At 61.4% G+C, this 15,976-nt stretch carries 17 protein-coding genes; 9 read left to right on the forward strand and 8 right to left on the reverse strand.

From position 1 onward, the window contains the following. Positions 1-8: 8 nt before the first annotated feature. The 6 genes from MHM88_RS09320 to coxB all read right to left on the reverse strand — a co-directional run bounded on the left by MHM88_RS09320 (position 9) and on the right by coxB (position 4,386). Entirely contained in the window at positions 9-671 is a 663-nt protein-coding gene (locus MHM88_RS09320; RefSeq protein ID WP_239363456.1) for an SURF1 family protein, read from the reverse strand. A gap of 139 nt (positions 672-810) precedes the next feature. Then, on the reverse strand, positions 811-1,626 hold the full coding sequence (locus MHM88_RS09325) for a cytochrome c oxidase subunit 3 (protein ID WP_239363458.1): 816 nt from the start codon (positions 1,624-1,626) through the stop codon (positions 811-813). A 25-nt stretch (positions 1,627-1,651) separates the two neighbouring features. After that, positions 1,652-2,239, reverse strand: coding sequence for a cytochrome c oxidase assembly protein (locus MHM88_RS09330; protein ID WP_239363466.1), 588 nt, complete (start codon positions 2,237-2,239; stop codon positions 1,652-1,654). Beyond that, positions 2,239-2,406, reverse strand: a complete 168-nt coding sequence (locus tag MHM88_RS09335) for a cytochrome C oxidase assembly protein (RefSeq protein WP_239324788.1) — start codon at positions 2,404-2,406, stop codon at positions 2,239-2,241. The genes MHM88_RS09330 and MHM88_RS09335 overlap by 1 nt, the downstream gene beginning before the upstream one ends. Before the next feature lies 1 nt (position 2,407). Further along, positions 2,408-3,349, reverse strand: coding sequence for a heme o synthase (cyoE, locus tag MHM88_RS09340; protein WP_239363478.1), 942 nt, complete (start codon positions 3,347-3,349; stop codon positions 2,408-2,410). A gap of 116 nt (positions 3,350-3,465) precedes the next feature. Next, the gene (gene coxB, locus MHM88_RS09345) at positions 3,466-4,386 is read right to left on the reverse strand and encodes a cytochrome c oxidase subunit II (protein ID WP_239324790.1); all 921 of its coding nucleotides are present in this window, start codon (positions 4,384-4,386) and stop codon (positions 3,466-3,468) included. 180 nt (positions 4,387-4,566) lie between these two features. Here coxB and tldD point away from each other — a divergent pair, with 180 nt between their 5' ends. From tldD to topA, 3 genes are all read left to right on the forward strand, one after another. After that, complete coding sequence (gene tldD, locus MHM88_RS09350) at positions 4,567-5,988, forward strand: metalloprotease TldD (protein WP_239363485.1); 1,422 nt, start codon at positions 4,567-4,569, stop codon at positions 5,986-5,988. Between the two features lie 341 nt (positions 5,989-6,329). Further along, positions 6,330-7,478 carry a DNA-processing protein DprA gene (gene dprA, locus MHM88_RS09355; RefSeq protein WP_239363498.1) on the forward strand — a complete coding sequence of 383 codons (1,149 nt, stop codon included), beginning with the start codon at positions 6,330-6,332 and terminating at the stop codon, positions 7,476-7,478. 140 nt (positions 7,479-7,618) lie between these two features. Continuing rightward, positions 7,619-10,288, forward strand: coding sequence for a type I DNA topoisomerase (gene topA, locus MHM88_RS09360; protein WP_239363501.1), 2,670 nt, complete (start codon positions 7,619-7,621; stop codon positions 10,286-10,288). 96 nt (positions 10,289-10,384) lie between these two features. Here the strand turns inward: topA and MHM88_RS09365 are convergent, their stop codons facing one another. Continuing rightward, positions 10,385-10,969 (reverse strand): TetR/AcrR family transcriptional regulator, encoded by a 585-nt coding sequence (locus MHM88_RS09365; RefSeq protein WP_239363511.1) that lies wholly within the window; start codon positions 10,967-10,969, stop codon positions 10,385-10,387. A gap of 62 nt (positions 10,970-11,031) precedes the next feature. On the opposite strand from MHM88_RS09365, the gene MHM88_RS09370 reads away from it, so the two are divergent. The 3 genes from MHM88_RS09370 (at position 11,032) to MHM88_RS09380 (ending at position 12,950) form a co-directional block, all read left to right on the forward strand. Then, positions 11,032-11,457 (forward strand): VOC family protein, encoded by a 426-nt coding sequence (locus MHM88_RS09370; protein ID WP_239363519.1) that lies wholly within the window; start codon positions 11,032-11,034, stop codon positions 11,455-11,457. Positions 11,458-11,615: 158 nt separating this feature from the next. Further along, complete coding sequence (locus MHM88_RS09375) at positions 11,616-12,320, forward strand: CoA transferase subunit A (RefSeq protein ID WP_239363522.1); 705 nt, start codon at positions 11,616-11,618, stop codon at positions 12,318-12,320. 3 nt (positions 12,321-12,323) lie between these two features. Beyond that, positions 12,324-12,950, forward strand: a complete 627-nt coding sequence (locus MHM88_RS09380) for a 3-oxoacid CoA-transferase subunit B (RefSeq protein ID WP_239363525.1) — start codon at positions 12,324-12,326, stop codon at positions 12,948-12,950. 177 nt (positions 12,951-13,127) lie between these two features. On the opposite strand, the gene MHM88_RS09385 is transcribed toward MHM88_RS09380, so the two are convergent. After that, positions 13,128-13,943: a lytic transglycosylase domain-containing protein gene (locus MHM88_RS09385; RefSeq protein WP_239363532.1), complete on the reverse strand. Its 816-nt coding sequence runs from the start codon at positions 13,941-13,943 to the stop codon at positions 13,128-13,130. A 362-nt stretch (positions 13,944-14,305) separates the two neighbouring features. Between MHM88_RS09385 and MHM88_RS09390 the strand changes: the two genes are divergently transcribed. From MHM88_RS09390 to cpaB, 3 genes are all read left to right on the forward strand, one after another. Continuing rightward, positions 14,306-14,488 (forward strand): Flp family type IVb pilin, encoded by a 183-nt coding sequence (locus tag MHM88_RS09390; RefSeq protein ID WP_239363535.1) that lies wholly within the window; start codon positions 14,306-14,308, stop codon positions 14,486-14,488. 114 nt (positions 14,489-14,602) lie between these two features. Beyond that, the gene (locus MHM88_RS09395; RefSeq protein ID WP_239363537.1) at positions 14,603-14,776 is read left to right on the forward strand and encodes a Flp family type IVb pilin; all 174 of its coding nucleotides are present in this window, start codon (positions 14,603-14,605) and stop codon (positions 14,774-14,776) included. 142 nt (positions 14,777-14,918) lie between these two features. Further along, entirely contained in the window at positions 14,919-15,782 is an 864-nt protein-coding gene (gene cpaB / locus MHM88_RS09400; RefSeq protein WP_239363540.1) for a Flp pilus assembly protein CpaB, read from the forward strand. Positions 15,783-15,976: the final 194 nt, after the last annotated feature.

Below are 15,976 nucleotides of genomic sequence, written 5' to 3' on the forward strand. Positions count from 1 at the left end.
AGTTCCTGTCAGGTTTTGGCGCGCGTACGCAAGAGAAAGGCGGCGGTCATGGCCGCCCAGATCAGGGCGAGCGAGAACCATGTGATGACATATTGCAGGTGGTTGTTCGGGATGCCTTCGGTAGAAACCGGCAGCGGTGTGGGATTTTCGGCCCCCGCACGCACCACGACCAACAGCGGTTCGGTGTTCAGACGGTCGGACATATACGCGATGTCGCGGGCATAGAGGATATTGGTATCCTCTTCCGGCGGCGGGGTGGTCCAGTCGCCCTCATCCGGCCAGAGCAGGTTCCCAGTGAGGGTCGCGGCCCCTGCGGGGCGTGTGTCGTCCTTATCCTTGGCCCGGATGTAGCCGCGATCCACAAGGATACGGCGGCCGGTGTCGGTCACGAAAGGCGAAATCACGCGGTAGCCCGCCCCCTGCGCTTCGGTGACCCAAAAGACATGCAGCTCTTCGGGCTCGATCTCGCCCGAGATCGTCACGGCGCGATACCGGTCCGCCTCGATCGTGGGGGCATCCGGCAAGGGCACCGGCGCGGCGGTGATGCGCGTCTCGATGGTGGAGAGGATGTTCTCTTTCCACGTCAGCCGCTGCATCTGCCAGATACCCAGCGACACAAGCGCCACGAGGCCCAAGCCCCCGACCACTGCGAGAAAGATCACGCGCCGCATCAAACGACCCCTCCTGACCCGATTGCCATCATCGCCCCTGAGATATGCAAGAGGCGCGCGAGGTGATCCCCGCGCGCCCCGTTAGATACGTGCTGATTGCCGAAAGGAAAACCGCAATCATGTACCCGCTACATTGTGATCAGTGCGCCAGACCGGCGGTGCCCCAGATGTAGACGGCCACAAAGAGGAACAGCCAGACAACGTCAACAAAGTGCCAGTACCAGGCGGCCATCTCGAAACCCGCGTGTTGCTTCGGGGTGAAATCACCCTTCATCGCACGGATCAGGCAGACGGTGAGGAAGATGGTACCGATGATGACGTGGAAGCCGTGGAAGCCGGTCGCCATGAAGAAGTTCGAATAGAACTCGTCACCGCCGAACTCCCAGCCCTCGTGCAGCAGATGCGCATACTCGTAGCCCTGCAGGAAGGTGAAGAACACGCCAAGCGCAATACCGATGGCGAGACCGTTCACCAGGCCCTTGCGGTCATTCTCATGCACCAGCGCGTGGTGCGCCCATGTGACGGCACAACCGGACAGCAGCAGCACCAGCGTGTTGATGAGCGGCAGGTGGAACGCGTCGACGGGGTAGATGTCCGGCGCGACGTACTCGGTGCCGACATACTGTTCCATCGGGTACATGGCGTGTTTGAAGAACGACCAGAACCAGGCGAAGAAGAACATCACTTCGGACATCACAAACAGGATGAAGCCGTAGCGCAGGCCGATCAGAACCACCGGCGTGTGGTCGCCTGCCTTATTTTCGGTGATGGTTTCACCCCACCAGCAAAAGGCGGAATAGCAGACGGCGACGAGACCGGCCCAGAACAGCCAGGCCGTGATGTCTTTCATCCAGAGCACAGCGCCAAACAGCATGACGAAGGTGCCAACACTGCTCAGCAGCGGCCAGATCGACGGCGGCAGGATGTGGAAGTCGTGATTTTTTGCATGCGCCATTTAAGTGTCCCTCACCAAAGCGGCCTTAATTCAGTTCCGTCTCTGCCCCGGATGTACCTCCGGTGTCGAGGGCGGCATAGCCCTCGGGCAGATCGATCTCGTGAAATGTATACGACAAGGTGATCGTATGCACATATTTTGCCTCCGGGTCCTCGACGATCTCGGGGTCCACGAAGAAGGTCACGGGCATCATCACCCGCTCCCCTGGTTGCAGCACCTGCTCGTTAAAGCAGAAACACTGAATTTTTTCAAAGTAGTAGCCCGCCGAATACGGCGCAACATTGTACGAGGCCTGCCCTGCGACCGGACGGTCTGTCGGGTTGTAGGCCTCGTAGAAGGCAAGACCGGTCTCGCCGATCTTCAGCTCCATGATGCGCTCGACGGGCTTGAACTCCCACGGCATGCCGCGGTCCTTGGAGGCGTCAAAGCGCACCTTGATGGTGTCTTCCAGCACCTTGTCGGATCCGGCGTCCGCCACCTGGGTCACGCCGCCAAAGCCGGTCACCCGGCAGAACCAGTCGTAGAACGGCACCGACGCCCAAGCGAGGCCGCCCATGACGACAACCACGCCAACCAGCTGGATCACCGTTTTCTGCGGTCCGCTCATTGCCATCAGTTCTGCGCTCCAGTGTCGATTTCCGGGAAAGTGAAACCTGCCGAGGTCACCTTGACCATGGTCAGTGCCAGCACCAGCACGACAAAACCGGCTAGGAGCAGGCCCACACCGAGGTTGCGCCCCTTGCGGCGATTGTGGAGTTCGTGTTCCTTGCGCAGGCTCATATTACCAGCCTCCCAGTCCGTAGGGTTTCAGGAGCGCCTCCATCAGGATCGCGCCGAAGTGCAGGAACAGATAGAGCAGCGACAGCTTGAAGAAAGAGCGTTCGACCTGGAAGTTGTCCGCTTCACAGGACTCTTCGTCGCGGCGCCAGATCTGGACCGCGCCCTTGAGGAACAGCAGGTTCAGCACCAATGCAACCGCCAGATAGATCGGCCCGCCCACGCCGGTAAAGGCGGTGGCCAGCGCAAAGAGCGCCAGAATCACCGTGTAGACGAGAATATGGTTGCGGGTGGATCGGCGCCCGTGGGTCACGGTCAGCATCGGCACATCCGCCATGTCGTAGTCATTGCGCATGAACAGCGCCAGCGCCCAGAAATGCGGCGGCGTCCACAGGAAGGTCAGCGCGAACATCAGCCAGGGCTCGATCGCCATGGAGCCGGTCGCGGCAATCCAGCCGATCACCGGCGGAAAGGCCCCGGCCGCACCACCGATGACGATGTTCTGCGGCGTCGCCCGTTTCAGCCACATGGTGTAGATCACCACGTAGAAAAAGATGGTGAAGGCCAGGAACGCACCCGCAAACACATTGGTGGCCAGCGCCAGCATGATGACCGAAAGGCCCGACAATCCAAGACCGAGGCTGAGGGCCTCGCCCTTGTCGACCTTGCCCGCGGGAATGGGGCGCGACTTGGTGCGTTTCATCACCTGGTCGATGTCGGCGTCCCACCACATGTTGAGCGCACCGGAGGCGCCACCGCCGATGGCAATGAACAGGATGGCGCAGAAGCCGACAACCGGGTGCACGCCGATGGGCGCGGCAATCAGACCCACAAAGGCGGTAAACACCACCAACGACATCACGCGCGGCTTCAGCAGCGCAAAGTAGTCGCCAAAGGAGGCGTCATCTTCGCGGGTCATGCTTGCGTTAATGCTGGCGTCGCTCATGCTCGGGCTCTTCTTTGGAAACGGCGGTCACGCCCGGGGCGTGGCCAGCCAATTTGTGACGAAGTCGACGACCCTGCCCCCTGTTTCTCGTGCGAGGGGGCAGGTGTCAGGCGGTCTTAGTTGGATGCGACTTGATAGGCGCGCGGCGTGCCGGCATCGGCGTATTCGTCGATCGCGCCTTGCAGCCATTCCTCATAGGCTTCCTCGCTGACCACTTTGACGGTGATCGGCATATAGGCGTGGTCCTTGCCGCAGAGTTCGGAGCACTGACCGAAGTAGATGCCTTCCTGGGTGGGCTTGAACCACAGCTCTGCCAGACGCCCCGGGACACCATCCTGCTTCACGCCAAAGGCCGGCAGCGCCCAGGAGTGGATCACGTCAGCCGCGGTCACCTGCATCACGATGGTCTTGTTCACGGGAACAACCACGGCAGTGTTGGTGGCCAGCAGGAATTCGTCCCCTGCATAGCCTGCATCTTCGAGCTTCAGCTTCATCGCCTCGTCATAGACGAAGGGGGTCACATCCGCATCGGCGGGACGCGCGCTTTCGTCCAGGGTGGCCGGGTGGCCGATCAGGTAGCTGTCGAATGCAAACTCATGGTCCACATACTCATAGCCCCAGTACCACTGGTAGCCGGTGACCTTGATGGTCACGTCGCCCTCTGGGATTTCCTGCTGCCGCAGCAGTTCCGGCAGGGAGAAGGAGCCGATGACGATCAGGATCACGATCGGAATCACCGTCCACGCGATCTCGACCGGGGTGTTGTGGGTAAAACTTGCCGCTTCGGGGTTGGAGCGACGGTTGAACCGCAGGATTGCATAGAGCAGCAGACCGCCCACGAACACGCAGATCGCGGTGATGATGATGAGAATCATGTGGTCCAACTGGTGAATGCCTTCCGCCAGTTCGGAGGCCGCCGGCTGGAAGCCAAGGTTGCCGTCGGTCGGCTTACCAATGGTTTCCAGACCTTCTTGCGCCATTGCTGGAAGGCTCGAGAGAGCGGCGATAAAGCCCGAAAGCGTCAAAGCATTCTTCATGTCGTTTCCTGATCGCTTGATCGTTGCATGGGGCGGGTTCGCGGAATCGATTGGAAAATCGTACTGCGCCCGTTGTCTTTGGTGCCGTTAAAAATCATATTCTTGAGAGGTTATAAAGAGGGTTGCTCGCGTCATAGCGTCGCTTTCTTGACTTAGATCAAAAAAATCGAGGCCCATTTGATGGATACAACAGCGTTTCGCCCCTTTGAGACCACCCTTCCCGAGGATGAGGCCCTGCCGGTTCTGCGCGCGGCGCTTGCCGGAGCCGACGATGGCGAGATCTTTGCAGAGCGCACCAAATCCGAAGCTTTGGTGTTTGATGACGGCCGACTGCGGACCGCCAGTTACGACGCCGCAGAGGGATTTGGCCTGCGCGCGGTGCGCGGAGAGGTTGCCGGATACGCCCACTCCACCACCATGTCGGTCTCGGCCCTGAAACGGGCGGCAGAAACCGCACGGCTGGCGGTCGGCGATGGCGGCGGGACGATGGCCCCTGCCCCGCAAGCCACCAATCAGAAGCTCTATCACGATCTCGACCCGATCGCGGCGCAGGCCTTTCCGGTCAAGGTGGAGACGCTGCGCGAGATCGACAGTTTTGCCCGTGAGATGGACCCGCGCGTGGTACAGGTGTCGGCGACGCTGGCTGCCTCCTTGCAGGAAATCGAGATTCTGCGGGCCGATGGCACCCGGGTGCGGGATGTGCGCCCGATGACACGGGTGAATGTCTCGATCATCGTCGAGGATGGCGGCCGGCGCGAAAGCGGCACCGCCGGTGGTGGCGGGCGCGTCGGCCTCGACGGGCTGATCGCACCGCAAGACTGGCAGGCCAAAGCGCGCGAGGCGCTGCGTATTGCATTGGTCAACCTGGAGGCCGAACCCGCCCCCGCAGGTGAAATGGACGTGGTCCTCGGCCCCGGCTGGCCGGGCATCCTGCTGCATGAGGCGATCGGCCACGGGCTGGAGGGCGATTTCAACCGCAAGGGCTCCTCGGCCTTTGCCGGGCTGATGGGCCAGCGCATCGCCGCCCCGGGTGTGACCGTGCTCGATGACGGCACACTTCCCGACCGGCGCGGCTCCATCAGTGTGGATGACGAGGGCACCCCCAGCCAGAAGACGACGCTGATCGAGGATGGTATCCTCGTGGGCTACATGCAGGACCGCCAGAATGCGCGCCTGATGGGTGTGGAGCCCACCGGCAACGGGCGGCGGCAGAGCTACGCCCATGCGCCGATGCCGCGCATGACCAACACCTATATGCTGGGCGGCAACGCCGCGCCCGAGGATCTGGTCAAGGACATGAAGGACGGCATCTGGGCGGTGGGCTTTGGCGGCGGTCAGGTGGACATCACCAACGGCAAGTTCGTCTTCTCCTGCACCGAGGCCTATCGGGTGAAGGATGGCAAGATCGGCGCGCCGGTGAAGGGCGCGACCCTGATCGGCGATGGTGCCACCGCGTTGCAGAAGATCCGCGGCCTCGGCAACGACATGGCGCTGGATCCGGGCATGGGCAATTGTGGCAAGCAGGGCCAATGGGTGCCGGTGGGCGTTGGCCAGCCCAGCGTCTTGATGGGCGGATTGACCGTCGGTGGTTCGGCAACCTGATCGCGGGCCCCTCCTGCAAAAGGTGGCTCGCGCCAGATGCGCGAGTCGCCTGCCCTCTCAGCCGTCGAGGTGACGCAAGGGAACCCTCAGCCCTCATCTTTGTTTAACAGTCCAGGCTTTTTGCGCGCCAAACAGCCGCAATATCGACCCGCGTTTACCACAAATCTTGCCCAATCCTCAGACCCGAAGCAGGGGCGCTATGCTCACGGTGGATTCACACCCCTTTGTTTTCAAGGACATAGCGAAAAGTACCGAAAAATCTCGATAAACTGTCTCGATGTTCACCACCTGTTAACCTCCGCAGCCGTAAACCTAGTCTTGCAACAAGGCGAGGCGAGGGCATGACCGGAGAAGCAAATTCTTCCACTCACCCCCCACTCCCACCCACCACGGAAGATCAAAGGTATTCCTGGCTTCGTCTGTTGCGCTCCCGTGGAATCGGGACAGTGACCTTCTACCGGCTTCTGGCCGAGTATGGTTCAGCACAGAACGTGCTTGAAATGCTGCCTGAAGTGGCAGCGACCACAGGCGTCAAAGGGTATAAAACATACTCAAAAGATGCACTGGACGCCGAGTTCACCTCAGCAAAAGCCGCCAATGCGCGGCTTTTGTGCTTTGGTGATGCGGATTACCCCGCCGTTCTGGCCAATATCTCCCACCCGCCGCCGGCCCTCTGGATGATCGGCAATCCGGACCTGCTCGCGCGACCGGCCATATCCATCGTGGGGGCGCGCAATGCCTCCTCCCTGGGGCGGCGCATGGCCTACGGCCTAGCGCGGGACCTGGGGGATGCGGGATATGTGGTGATCTCCGGCCTTGCCCGCGGGATCGACGCCAGCGCCCATGAGGGCGCGCTCAGCGCCGGGACCATCGCTGTTCAGGGCGGCGGCGTGGACATTATATACCCGGCAGAAAATGCGCGTCTCGCGGCGGCAATTGTAGAAAACGGCCTGCGTCTGTCTGAGCAGCCGATGGGATTGCAACCACAGGCCCGCCACTTTCCGCCTCGCAACCGCATCATCGCAGGCCTCGGCCTTGCCACGGTTGTGGTCGAGGCCGCCGTGAAATCCGGCAGCCTCATTACAGCACGGGATGCGCTGGATCTGGGGCGCGACGTGATGGCAGTGCCCGGCCACCCCTGCGATGGCCGCGCAAGCGGCGGCAACCTGCTGATCCGGGATGGCGCAACGCTGGTCCGCGACGCCCGCGACGTGATCGATGCGCTGCCCCCGTTGCAGGTGGAGCGCCCCCGCCCCCGCGTCGCGACGCGGGACCTGCCGCCACCGCCCCCCGAAAAGCGGACCCTGCGGCAAACCGCTGCACTCCACCAGCAGATCCTCGACCGGCTTGCTGCCGCGCCCACCCCCGAGGGCCAGCTGATCGACGATCTCGACAGCCCGGCACGCAAGGTGCGCACTGTTCTGACCGACCTTGAACTCTCTGGCGAAATCGGTCGCGGACCGGGTGGGGTGATCATCAAAAAACGCTGAATCCCTGCCCTCGAAACACCCGCGCCGACCAGTGTTTTGCGGGCTGTTTTCTTCGCGTGGATTGACATTCTCCCCTTGCGCGACACATTTTGCCCCGCCATAGAGCGCGATTGAACCCGTATGGAAAGGTGCCCAATTTTATGCCAGTCGTCGTCGTCGAATCCCCGGCCAAAGCCAAAACGATCAATAAATATCTGGGCTCCGACTACACCGTTCTGGCATCCTACGGCCATGTGCGCGACCTGCCGGCCAAGAACGGATCGGTCGAACCGGATGAAGATTTTGCCATGACCTGGGAGGTCGGCAACGACTCCAAGAAACATGTGCGCGCCATTGCCGAGGCCCTCAAGGAAGACAACGCACTGATCCTCGCGACTGACCCTGATCGCGAAGGCGAAGCAATCAGCTGGCACCTGCAAGAGGCGCTGACCAAGCGCCGGTCGATCAAGAAGGACACCGATGTCAAACGCGTGACCTTCAACGCGATCACCAAGGATGCGGTCGCCGAGGCGATGAAAAATCCGCGCGATGTGGATATGCCGCTGGTGGAGGCCTACCTTGCCCGCCGGGCGCTGGACTACCTTGTGGGTTTCAACCTGTCGCCCGTACTGTGGCGCAAACTGCCCGGCGCGCGCTCGGCCGGGCGCGTGCAATCGGTTTGCCTCCGCCTCATCGTGGAACGCGAGATGGAGATCGAGGCGTTCAACCCGCAGGAATATTGGTCGGTGCGTGCAAATCTGGCCACCCCGCGCGGTCAGTCTTTTGAGGCGCGCCTGACGGTGCTCGGCGGCGAGAAGCTCGACAAATTCAGCCTCGCCAATTCTACCGCAGCTGAGCTGGCGGTACAGGCGGTCAGCAGCCGCAAGCTGTCGGTGCTGTCGGTCGAGGCCAAACCGGCGGCGCGCAACCCCTCTGCGCCGTTCATGACCTCGACTCTGCAACAGGAAGCCAGCCGCAAGTTCGGCATGGGCGCCAAACAGTGCATGAATGCCGCGCAGCGTCTCTATGAGGCCGGGCTTATCACCTATATGCGGACCGATGGGATCGACATGGCCCCCGAGGCCGTCTCTGCCGCGCGTGACGAGATCGCCAAGCGTTATGGCCAGGAATATGTGCCCGGCGAGCCGCGGATCTACAAGAACAAGGCCAAGAACGCCCAAGAGGCACACGAATGTATCCGCCCCACCGACATGAGCCGCGACGCGGCAAGCCTGAAGGTAACCGAGGACGATCAGCGCAAGCTCTATGATCTGATCTGGAAACGCACGCTGGCCTGCCAGATGGCGGGTGCCCGGTTGGAGCGCACCACGGTCGATATCGGATCCGAGGACAAGCAGGTGGTGCTGCGCGCCACCGGTCAGGTCGTCATGTTTGATGGCTTCATGCGCGTCTATGAAGAAGGCCGCGACGATGTGGTGGACGAGGACGACAAGCGCCTGCCCCAGATCATGCAGGGCGAGGCCCTGAAATTTGCAGGCTCTCTTGCGGCGCAGGCTGAAAAAGCCGGCAAGGACGGTTCTGTCCTGTCGCAGGATGGCGCAACGCTGGCGCTGCAGCACCACACCCAGCCCCCGCCGCGCTACACCGAGGCCACGCTGGTCAAGCGCATGGAAGAATTGGGCATCGGCCGCCCCTCGACCTATGCCAGCGTCATCACCACGATCCAGGACCGCGAATATGTCCGCAAGGACAAGAACCGCCTGTTCCCCGAGGACAAGGGACGGATTGTGACCATCTTTTTGCTGAACTTCTTCAAGCGCTACGTGGAATACGACTTCACCGCGGCGCTGGAAAACCAGCTTGATGATGTGAGTGCAGGCGGCAAGGACTATAAGGAACTTCTGGACAGCTTCTGGCGCGACTTCTCGGCGGCGATTTCCGAGACATCCGATCTGCGGATTTCCGAGGTGCTCGATGTGCTGGACGAAGCACTTGCCCCCCAACTTTATCCGCCGCGCGAAGACGGCGGCGACCCGCGCCTCTGCCCGAAATGTGGCGCCGGGCAGCTGCACCTGAAAACCTCCCGCACCGGCGGCTTTGTCGGCTGTGGCAACTACCCCGAGTGCAACTACACCCGCCCGATCTCTGGTGAAGGCGCCGAAGGTTACGAGCGCGTTCTGGGCGAGGATGACGGTGATGAGATCCACCTGAAATCCGGTCGCTTCGGCCCCTATGTGCAGCGTGGCGAGGCGACGCCCGAAAACAAGAAACCGCCGCGCTCTTCGCTGCCGAAACAGGGCAAGGAGTACCTGCCGGGCTGGGGGCCAAACGATATCACGCTGGAGCAGGCGGTGACCCTGCTGACGCTGCCGCGCGAAATCGGCGCACATCCGGACGGGGGCGTCGTGTCCTCGAACCTCGGTCGTTTTGGTCCCTACATCATGCATCAGCGCCCGGACGAGGAAAAACCCGTCTATGTGAATCTCAAGGAAACACTCGACGTCTTTGAAATCGGCATGAACCGCGCGGTGGAAATGCTGGCGGAAAAACGCGCCAATCCGGGTCGGGGCCGATCTGCCGCGGCCAAACCGCTGCGCGAGTTGGGCGAGCATCCCGACGACAAGGCGCCGGTGAACATCATGGATGGGCGCTACGGGCCCTATGTCAAATGGGGCAAGGTGAACGCCACATTGCCCAAGGACACCGAGGCCAAGGATGTGACCATGGACATGGCGGTCGAGCTGTTGAACGAGAAGGCTGCCAAATCCGGCAAGAAGAAAGCCCCGGCGAAAAAAGCGGCGACCAAGACGACCGCTGCGAAGAAAAAAGCGCCCGCGAAAAAGAAAGCGGCCAAGGCTTCCGGCGAGTAACAGCGAGGCGGGGGCGCTCCCGCCCGTCGCACCTGCATGGGTATGCAGGCCCTCCCGTTGGGCCCGGCGCCGCGCTGACGCGCGGCGTTTGGCGTTCTACATCAGAACAGTGCGCAAGAGCGCAGACATCGCGTCCTCAAAGATATCCGCGCGCCCCTGCCCCTGTGCGATCGCAAGAGCGGCGCGGTCAAATGCTGCAGAGAGAACCAGTGCGCGGGCCTCCAGCTCCGGCTCGGACAGTGAGGGCTGTGCCGCGGCAAGCCCCGCCCGCAAGGCCGCCCTGCCACCGCCGGCATCAATCCTGTCCATTTCCCTCGCCCCCAGCACCGCCGGACCATCGATCAGCAAAAGCTGAGCGCGCCCCTCGCTTTGCATCGCGGCAAAGAACGCGCGGCTCCCCGCAGCCAATGCCTGTTCTTCATCCGCCAGTTTCCCAGCGCTGTCTATGGCGGTGCCGACGGCCTCTGCCTCGGCTTCCACCACCGCCTGGAACAGGGCCTGCTTGTCCTCAAAGTGGTGATAGAGCGCGCCGCGCGTTGCCCCGGCCGCACGCACGATTTCTGGTGTGCTGGCCTCGGCATAGCCTTTTTCCACAAAAAGCGCGCGCGCCGCCGCCATCAAACGCGCCCGCATCTGCGCGCGGCGTTCCGCATTCGGGGTGGATTTACTTTTCTCTTGCATACATGCAGCCTGTTTATTTATTAAAAACATACTGATTGTATGTTACTCGCGGAGAGAGACAGATGAAACCCACTCAATTCTACCCGGTCATCCAGACGCGGAACGTCGCGGCCACGGCGCAATTTTACCAACAGCACTTTGGCTTCTCGCCCGCCTTTACGTCGGACTGGTATGTCCATCTGCAATGCGATGCCGATCCAAGCGTGAACCTCGCCATCCTCGACGGCGGGCATGAGACAATACCCGAAACCGGGCGGGGCCTGACCAGCCATATGTTGCTGAATTTCGAGGTCGAGGATGCACGCGCGGAGTACACCCGCCTGACGGGCCACGGCCTGGAGGTGGTGAAACCGCTCTGCGACGAGGACTTTGGCCAGCGTCATTTCATCGTCAAAGATCCCAATGGCGTTCTGATCGATGTCATAACGCCCATCGCCCCCAGCCCCGCGTTCGCCGCACAATACAGTGCCGAAGCCCTCCCCGGCTGATCCCTTCACCTTTTTGCCAAATACCTCCGCCGGAGGCACGGGGCCACCCGGCCCCGTTTCACCATCGGTAGAAATACGCAGAACCTTCCGTATTCGTTGACTCGACAGCGCGACTGGGGCGATTAGCTTGACCCAGAGGAAATGGAAGGGAGAGTTCCATGAAAAAGATATACGGCTCTGCCGCCGAGGCCCTGGACGGGGTGCTGTTCGACGGCATGACCATCGCGGCCGGCGGCTTTGGCCTCTGCGGCATTCCCGAACTGCTGCTTGAGGCGATCAAACAAGCGGGCACCAAGGATCTGACCTTTGCGTCCAACAATGCGGGCGTCGATGACTTTGGCATTGGCATCCTGCTGCAGACCAAACAGGTCAAGAAGATGATGTCGTCCTACGTGGGCGAGAACGCGGAATTCATGCGTCAGTACCTGTCTGGCGAGTTGGAACTGGAGTTCAACCCGCAAGGCACCCTGGCCGAACGCATGCGTGCTGGAGGCTGCGGTATCCCCGGTTTTTATACAAAGACCGGCGTTGGCACTCAGATTGCCGAAGGCAAAGAGGTAAAGGTATTCGACGGCGAGGAATACATCCTTGAGCGCGGTATCTTTGCGGATCTGTCGATTGTGAAGGCCTGGAAGGCCGATGAGACCGGCAACCTCGTGTTCCGCAAGACCGCCCGCAACTTCAACCCGCCTGCGGCCATGTGCGGCAAGGTCTGCGTGGTCGAGGTAGAAGAGATCGTGCCCACTGGCAGCCTGGACCCCGATCACATCCACCTGCCCGGCGTTTACGTGCACCGCCTGATTCAAGGCGAGCATGAAAAGCGCATCGAAAAAGTGACCACCCGCCCGCGTGAGGAGGCTTGATCCATGGCTTGGGACCGCAACCAGATGGCCGCACGCGCGGCACAGGAACTCGAAGACGGCATGTATGTGAACCTCGGCATCGGTATCCCGACGCTGGTGGCCAACTACGTCGGCGACAAGGACATCACGCTCCAATCGGAGAACGGCATGCTGGGCATGGGCCCCTTCCCCATTGAGGGCGAAGAAGACCCGGACCTGATCAACGCCGGCAAGCAGACCATCACCGAGCTGCGCCGTACGGCGTATTTCGACAGTGCGACCTCCTTTGGCATGATCCGCGGTGGCAAGATCGCCGCCGCGATCCTGGGCGCGATGGAAGTGGCCGAAAACGGCGATCTTGCCAACTGGATGATCCCCGGCAAGCTGATCAAAGGCATGGGTGGCGCGATGGATCTGGTGGCCGGTGTCGGCCGCGTGGTGGTGGTCATGGATCACACCAACAAGCATGGCGACTCCAAACTGCTGAAGGAATGCACCCTGCCCCTGACGGGCAAGGGCGTGGTGGACCGCATCATCACCAACCTCGGCGTTCTGGATGTTGTCGAAGGCGGGCTGAAAATTGTTGAGGTCGCAGAGGGCGTCACTGAGGGCGAGTTGCGTGCCGCGACCGAGGCAACACTCGTCAACTAAACGTGCTCCCTCCAACTGCGGAGGGGTGGGCGGGGGCGCGGAGGGCAAATGCCCTCCGCGCCCCCGCCCCGGTCGGATCGCTCTGCGATCCGATCCGGTCACCTCAGTGACCGAGGATCACGCGACCTGCCGGTTGCATGCTCAGGCCGTGAAAGAGCGCTGCCGCGGAACCTGCCTCTAGTTCATGCTCTCAAAGACACAGCCGTCCGAAATCAGGATCGGAGGGGTCGCGCACAGGTTTCGCGTCAATTGATAGGCCGCAAGAACCTTGGGCACATAATCTCGGGTTTCCGCAAACGGCGGGACACCAGAATGGGCCCGAACGGCCCCGGCCCCGGCATTATACCCCGCCAACACCAGAACCGGGTCCCCCGAAAACTCATCCATCAGCTGATCCAGAAATGCGACTCCGCCCCGGATGTTGTCCTGAGCGTCAAAAGCATCAGCCACACCGAACTGGGCAGCGGTTTCCGGCATCAACTGCATCAACCCCTGAGCGCCCACCGTGCTCACCGCCTCCGGCTCTCCTCCGGATTCGACCACAAGAACCGCCAGGGCCAAAGCCGGCGAAACGTCCGTCCCGATTGTCGCTGTCAGCAAGGGCACGCCGTACTCCGCGATCAGATCCTGCAAATCCTGCAATCGCGGCGCCGGCACCTCGACGCGCCCTTCCAGTGCCAGCAACCCGTCCTCCAGCCGTCCGGGCGAAGCATGCTCAAGATCCGAGCCGACCTCATCCCAGAACCATGCAAACCTTGGCGTTTGAGCGTTTGGCGCAATGGATCCATCGGGCTCGGCCACTGGCGTTTCATCCGACACGGCCGCCGCCGCCGTGGGATCGATCTGCACCGTTATCCGTTTCTCTGTCCCCGGTGACGGCGGTCGGACGCGCTTGGCCTGGAAATCTGCAAATGGCTCCGGAGCGCCCTGCTCCTGCGCCCAGATCGTGCTTGCGACCACAAGGCCACAGCATGCTGCCAGCACCCGCTTCATTCGATTTCCGCTCGCTTTCTACCTCTTGCCAGAGAGAATCCTGTGCCAAAGCCCGGCAGAAATCCAGCCCCGCGGCAGGGATTGGGACGGTTTTGCCACATTTGCTCCTTATTCGCGGCACGCAGACAGGTCCCCCCCCGGGAAAGCAGAGCAAATACACCATAGAATTAAACACTTACCCAATTCGCTAAGATTTTTTTAACCTAAGGGGCTTGTTTCCGGAATTCGGCCCAATTCCTGCCACGCTGACTGGAGATAACAATCACATCCAAAGCGGGACGTCATCTGAAGGTGAGAGAGCAGATGACATGAAGCGCCCCACAGGATGCCAACATTCTATCGATCCTCAGGAGGGACGAACCATGATCAAATTCTTCAAAAACTTCCGCAAAGACGAATCCGGCGCCGTGACCGTGGACTGGGTTGTGCTCTGTGCCGCCGTTGTGCTGCTGGCCGGCGTTGTCATCAGCAACCTGAAAACCGGCACCGACGCGCTGGCGACCAACACCGCGACCTATCTGTCCGATATCACCGTCGGCGAATAAGCCGAAGGTCGATTTATTCCTCTGAACTCCAGAGGATAGGCAACGATTCGGGCCGCGCGACAGTCGCCGCGCCGGCCCGAATGACATAGGGGGCACCGGATTGTGAGGCTTGTGATGAAGCAGTTGAAGAACTTTCTGGTCCTTGAAGACGGTGCGGTTACCGTTGATTGGGTCGTACTGGTCGCACTTGTCGTGGGGTTTGTGATCGTCACCTTCTCAAACATCTCGGATGCCAGCGAAACCTTCGCAGGGCATATCGCGACCTATCTGACCAACTGGACATTCTGAAAACGAGTGCCCGCCTGATCGCCCAATACGCACCATTGCCGTCTTCCTGCACGGCCCCAAGCATACCAACCTCTTCGGCCCACGGCACCTAGGTTCCGGCTGAAACGGCACAGTCGTGGTTGCGCGACAGAAAGGGACTACCATGCGAGCGGTTTTCGGACTTGTTCTTATCGTGGGTGTCGCCCTCGCCGGCGGCGCCGTCATGATGGCCAAAAACTATATCGAAGCCCACCAGATCGCCCTGGCTCGCGAGCGCGCCAAGGGAGAGCAGTCAGTACCGACCGTTCCGGTCTATGTGGCCAACGAGAAACTCACCTATGGTCAAAAGCTGACCAAGGAGAACGTGCGCCAGATCAATTGGCCGGAAAACGCTCTCCCCGAGGGCGTATTCTCTGAAGAGACGGATCTGTTTCCCTCCGACGCCCTGAAGGATGCACGCTACGTGTTGCGGACGATGGAAAAGAATGAACCGCTGTTGGCGGTCAAGGTCACCGACCCGGGCGAGGATGCCGGCATCACATCGCGCCTGGAGCGTGGCATGCGTGCCTTTGCCATCCGTGTGGATGTCGCCAGTGGTGTGTCCGGGTTCTTGCGACCGGGCGACCGTGTGGACGTCTACTGGAGCGGGGAACCGCCGCGCCGCCGTGGCGAGGATCGCCGCGGAGAGGTCACCCGCCTGATCCAGACAAATATCGAACTGATCGCAGTGGACCAATCCGCCGGCGGCGAGGTCAATGGCGCGGTGATCGCCAGAACCGTAACGGTGACCGCGCGCCCCGAACAGGTTGCAACCCTGGCGCAGGCGCAATCCACCGGCCGCTTGTCGCTCGCCCTGGTTGGCGCGGAGGATGACACCATCGCCTCCCTCGTCGAAGTCGACCAGCGCGCCCTATTGGGATTGGGGGAACTGGAAGCCCCGCAGCAGGCCGAAGAAGAGAAAGTCTGCACCATCCGAACCCGCCGTGGTGCCGAGGTTGTGGAAATCCCGATCCCCTGCAGCAACTAAAAGCCTGCGTTTTATTTCAGACGGTTACCAGCCTCCGCTCCCCGTTGCCCGGGGCGCGGAGGTTTGCCGTTGTGACCACGATCCAACAACGACCCTCGGTTAAAAACCACTGCGAAGTCATTGATTCTTGCAATGAAAGACGACTTGGCGCAGATTGGGTGCAAAATCGGGGCGACAAGACCCCGCATTCTGAG

This window comes from Epibacterium sp. MM17-32, from assembly GCF_022348205.1.
Lineage (GTDB): Bacteria > Pseudomonadota > Alphaproteobacteria > Rhodobacterales > Rhodobacteraceae > Epibacterium.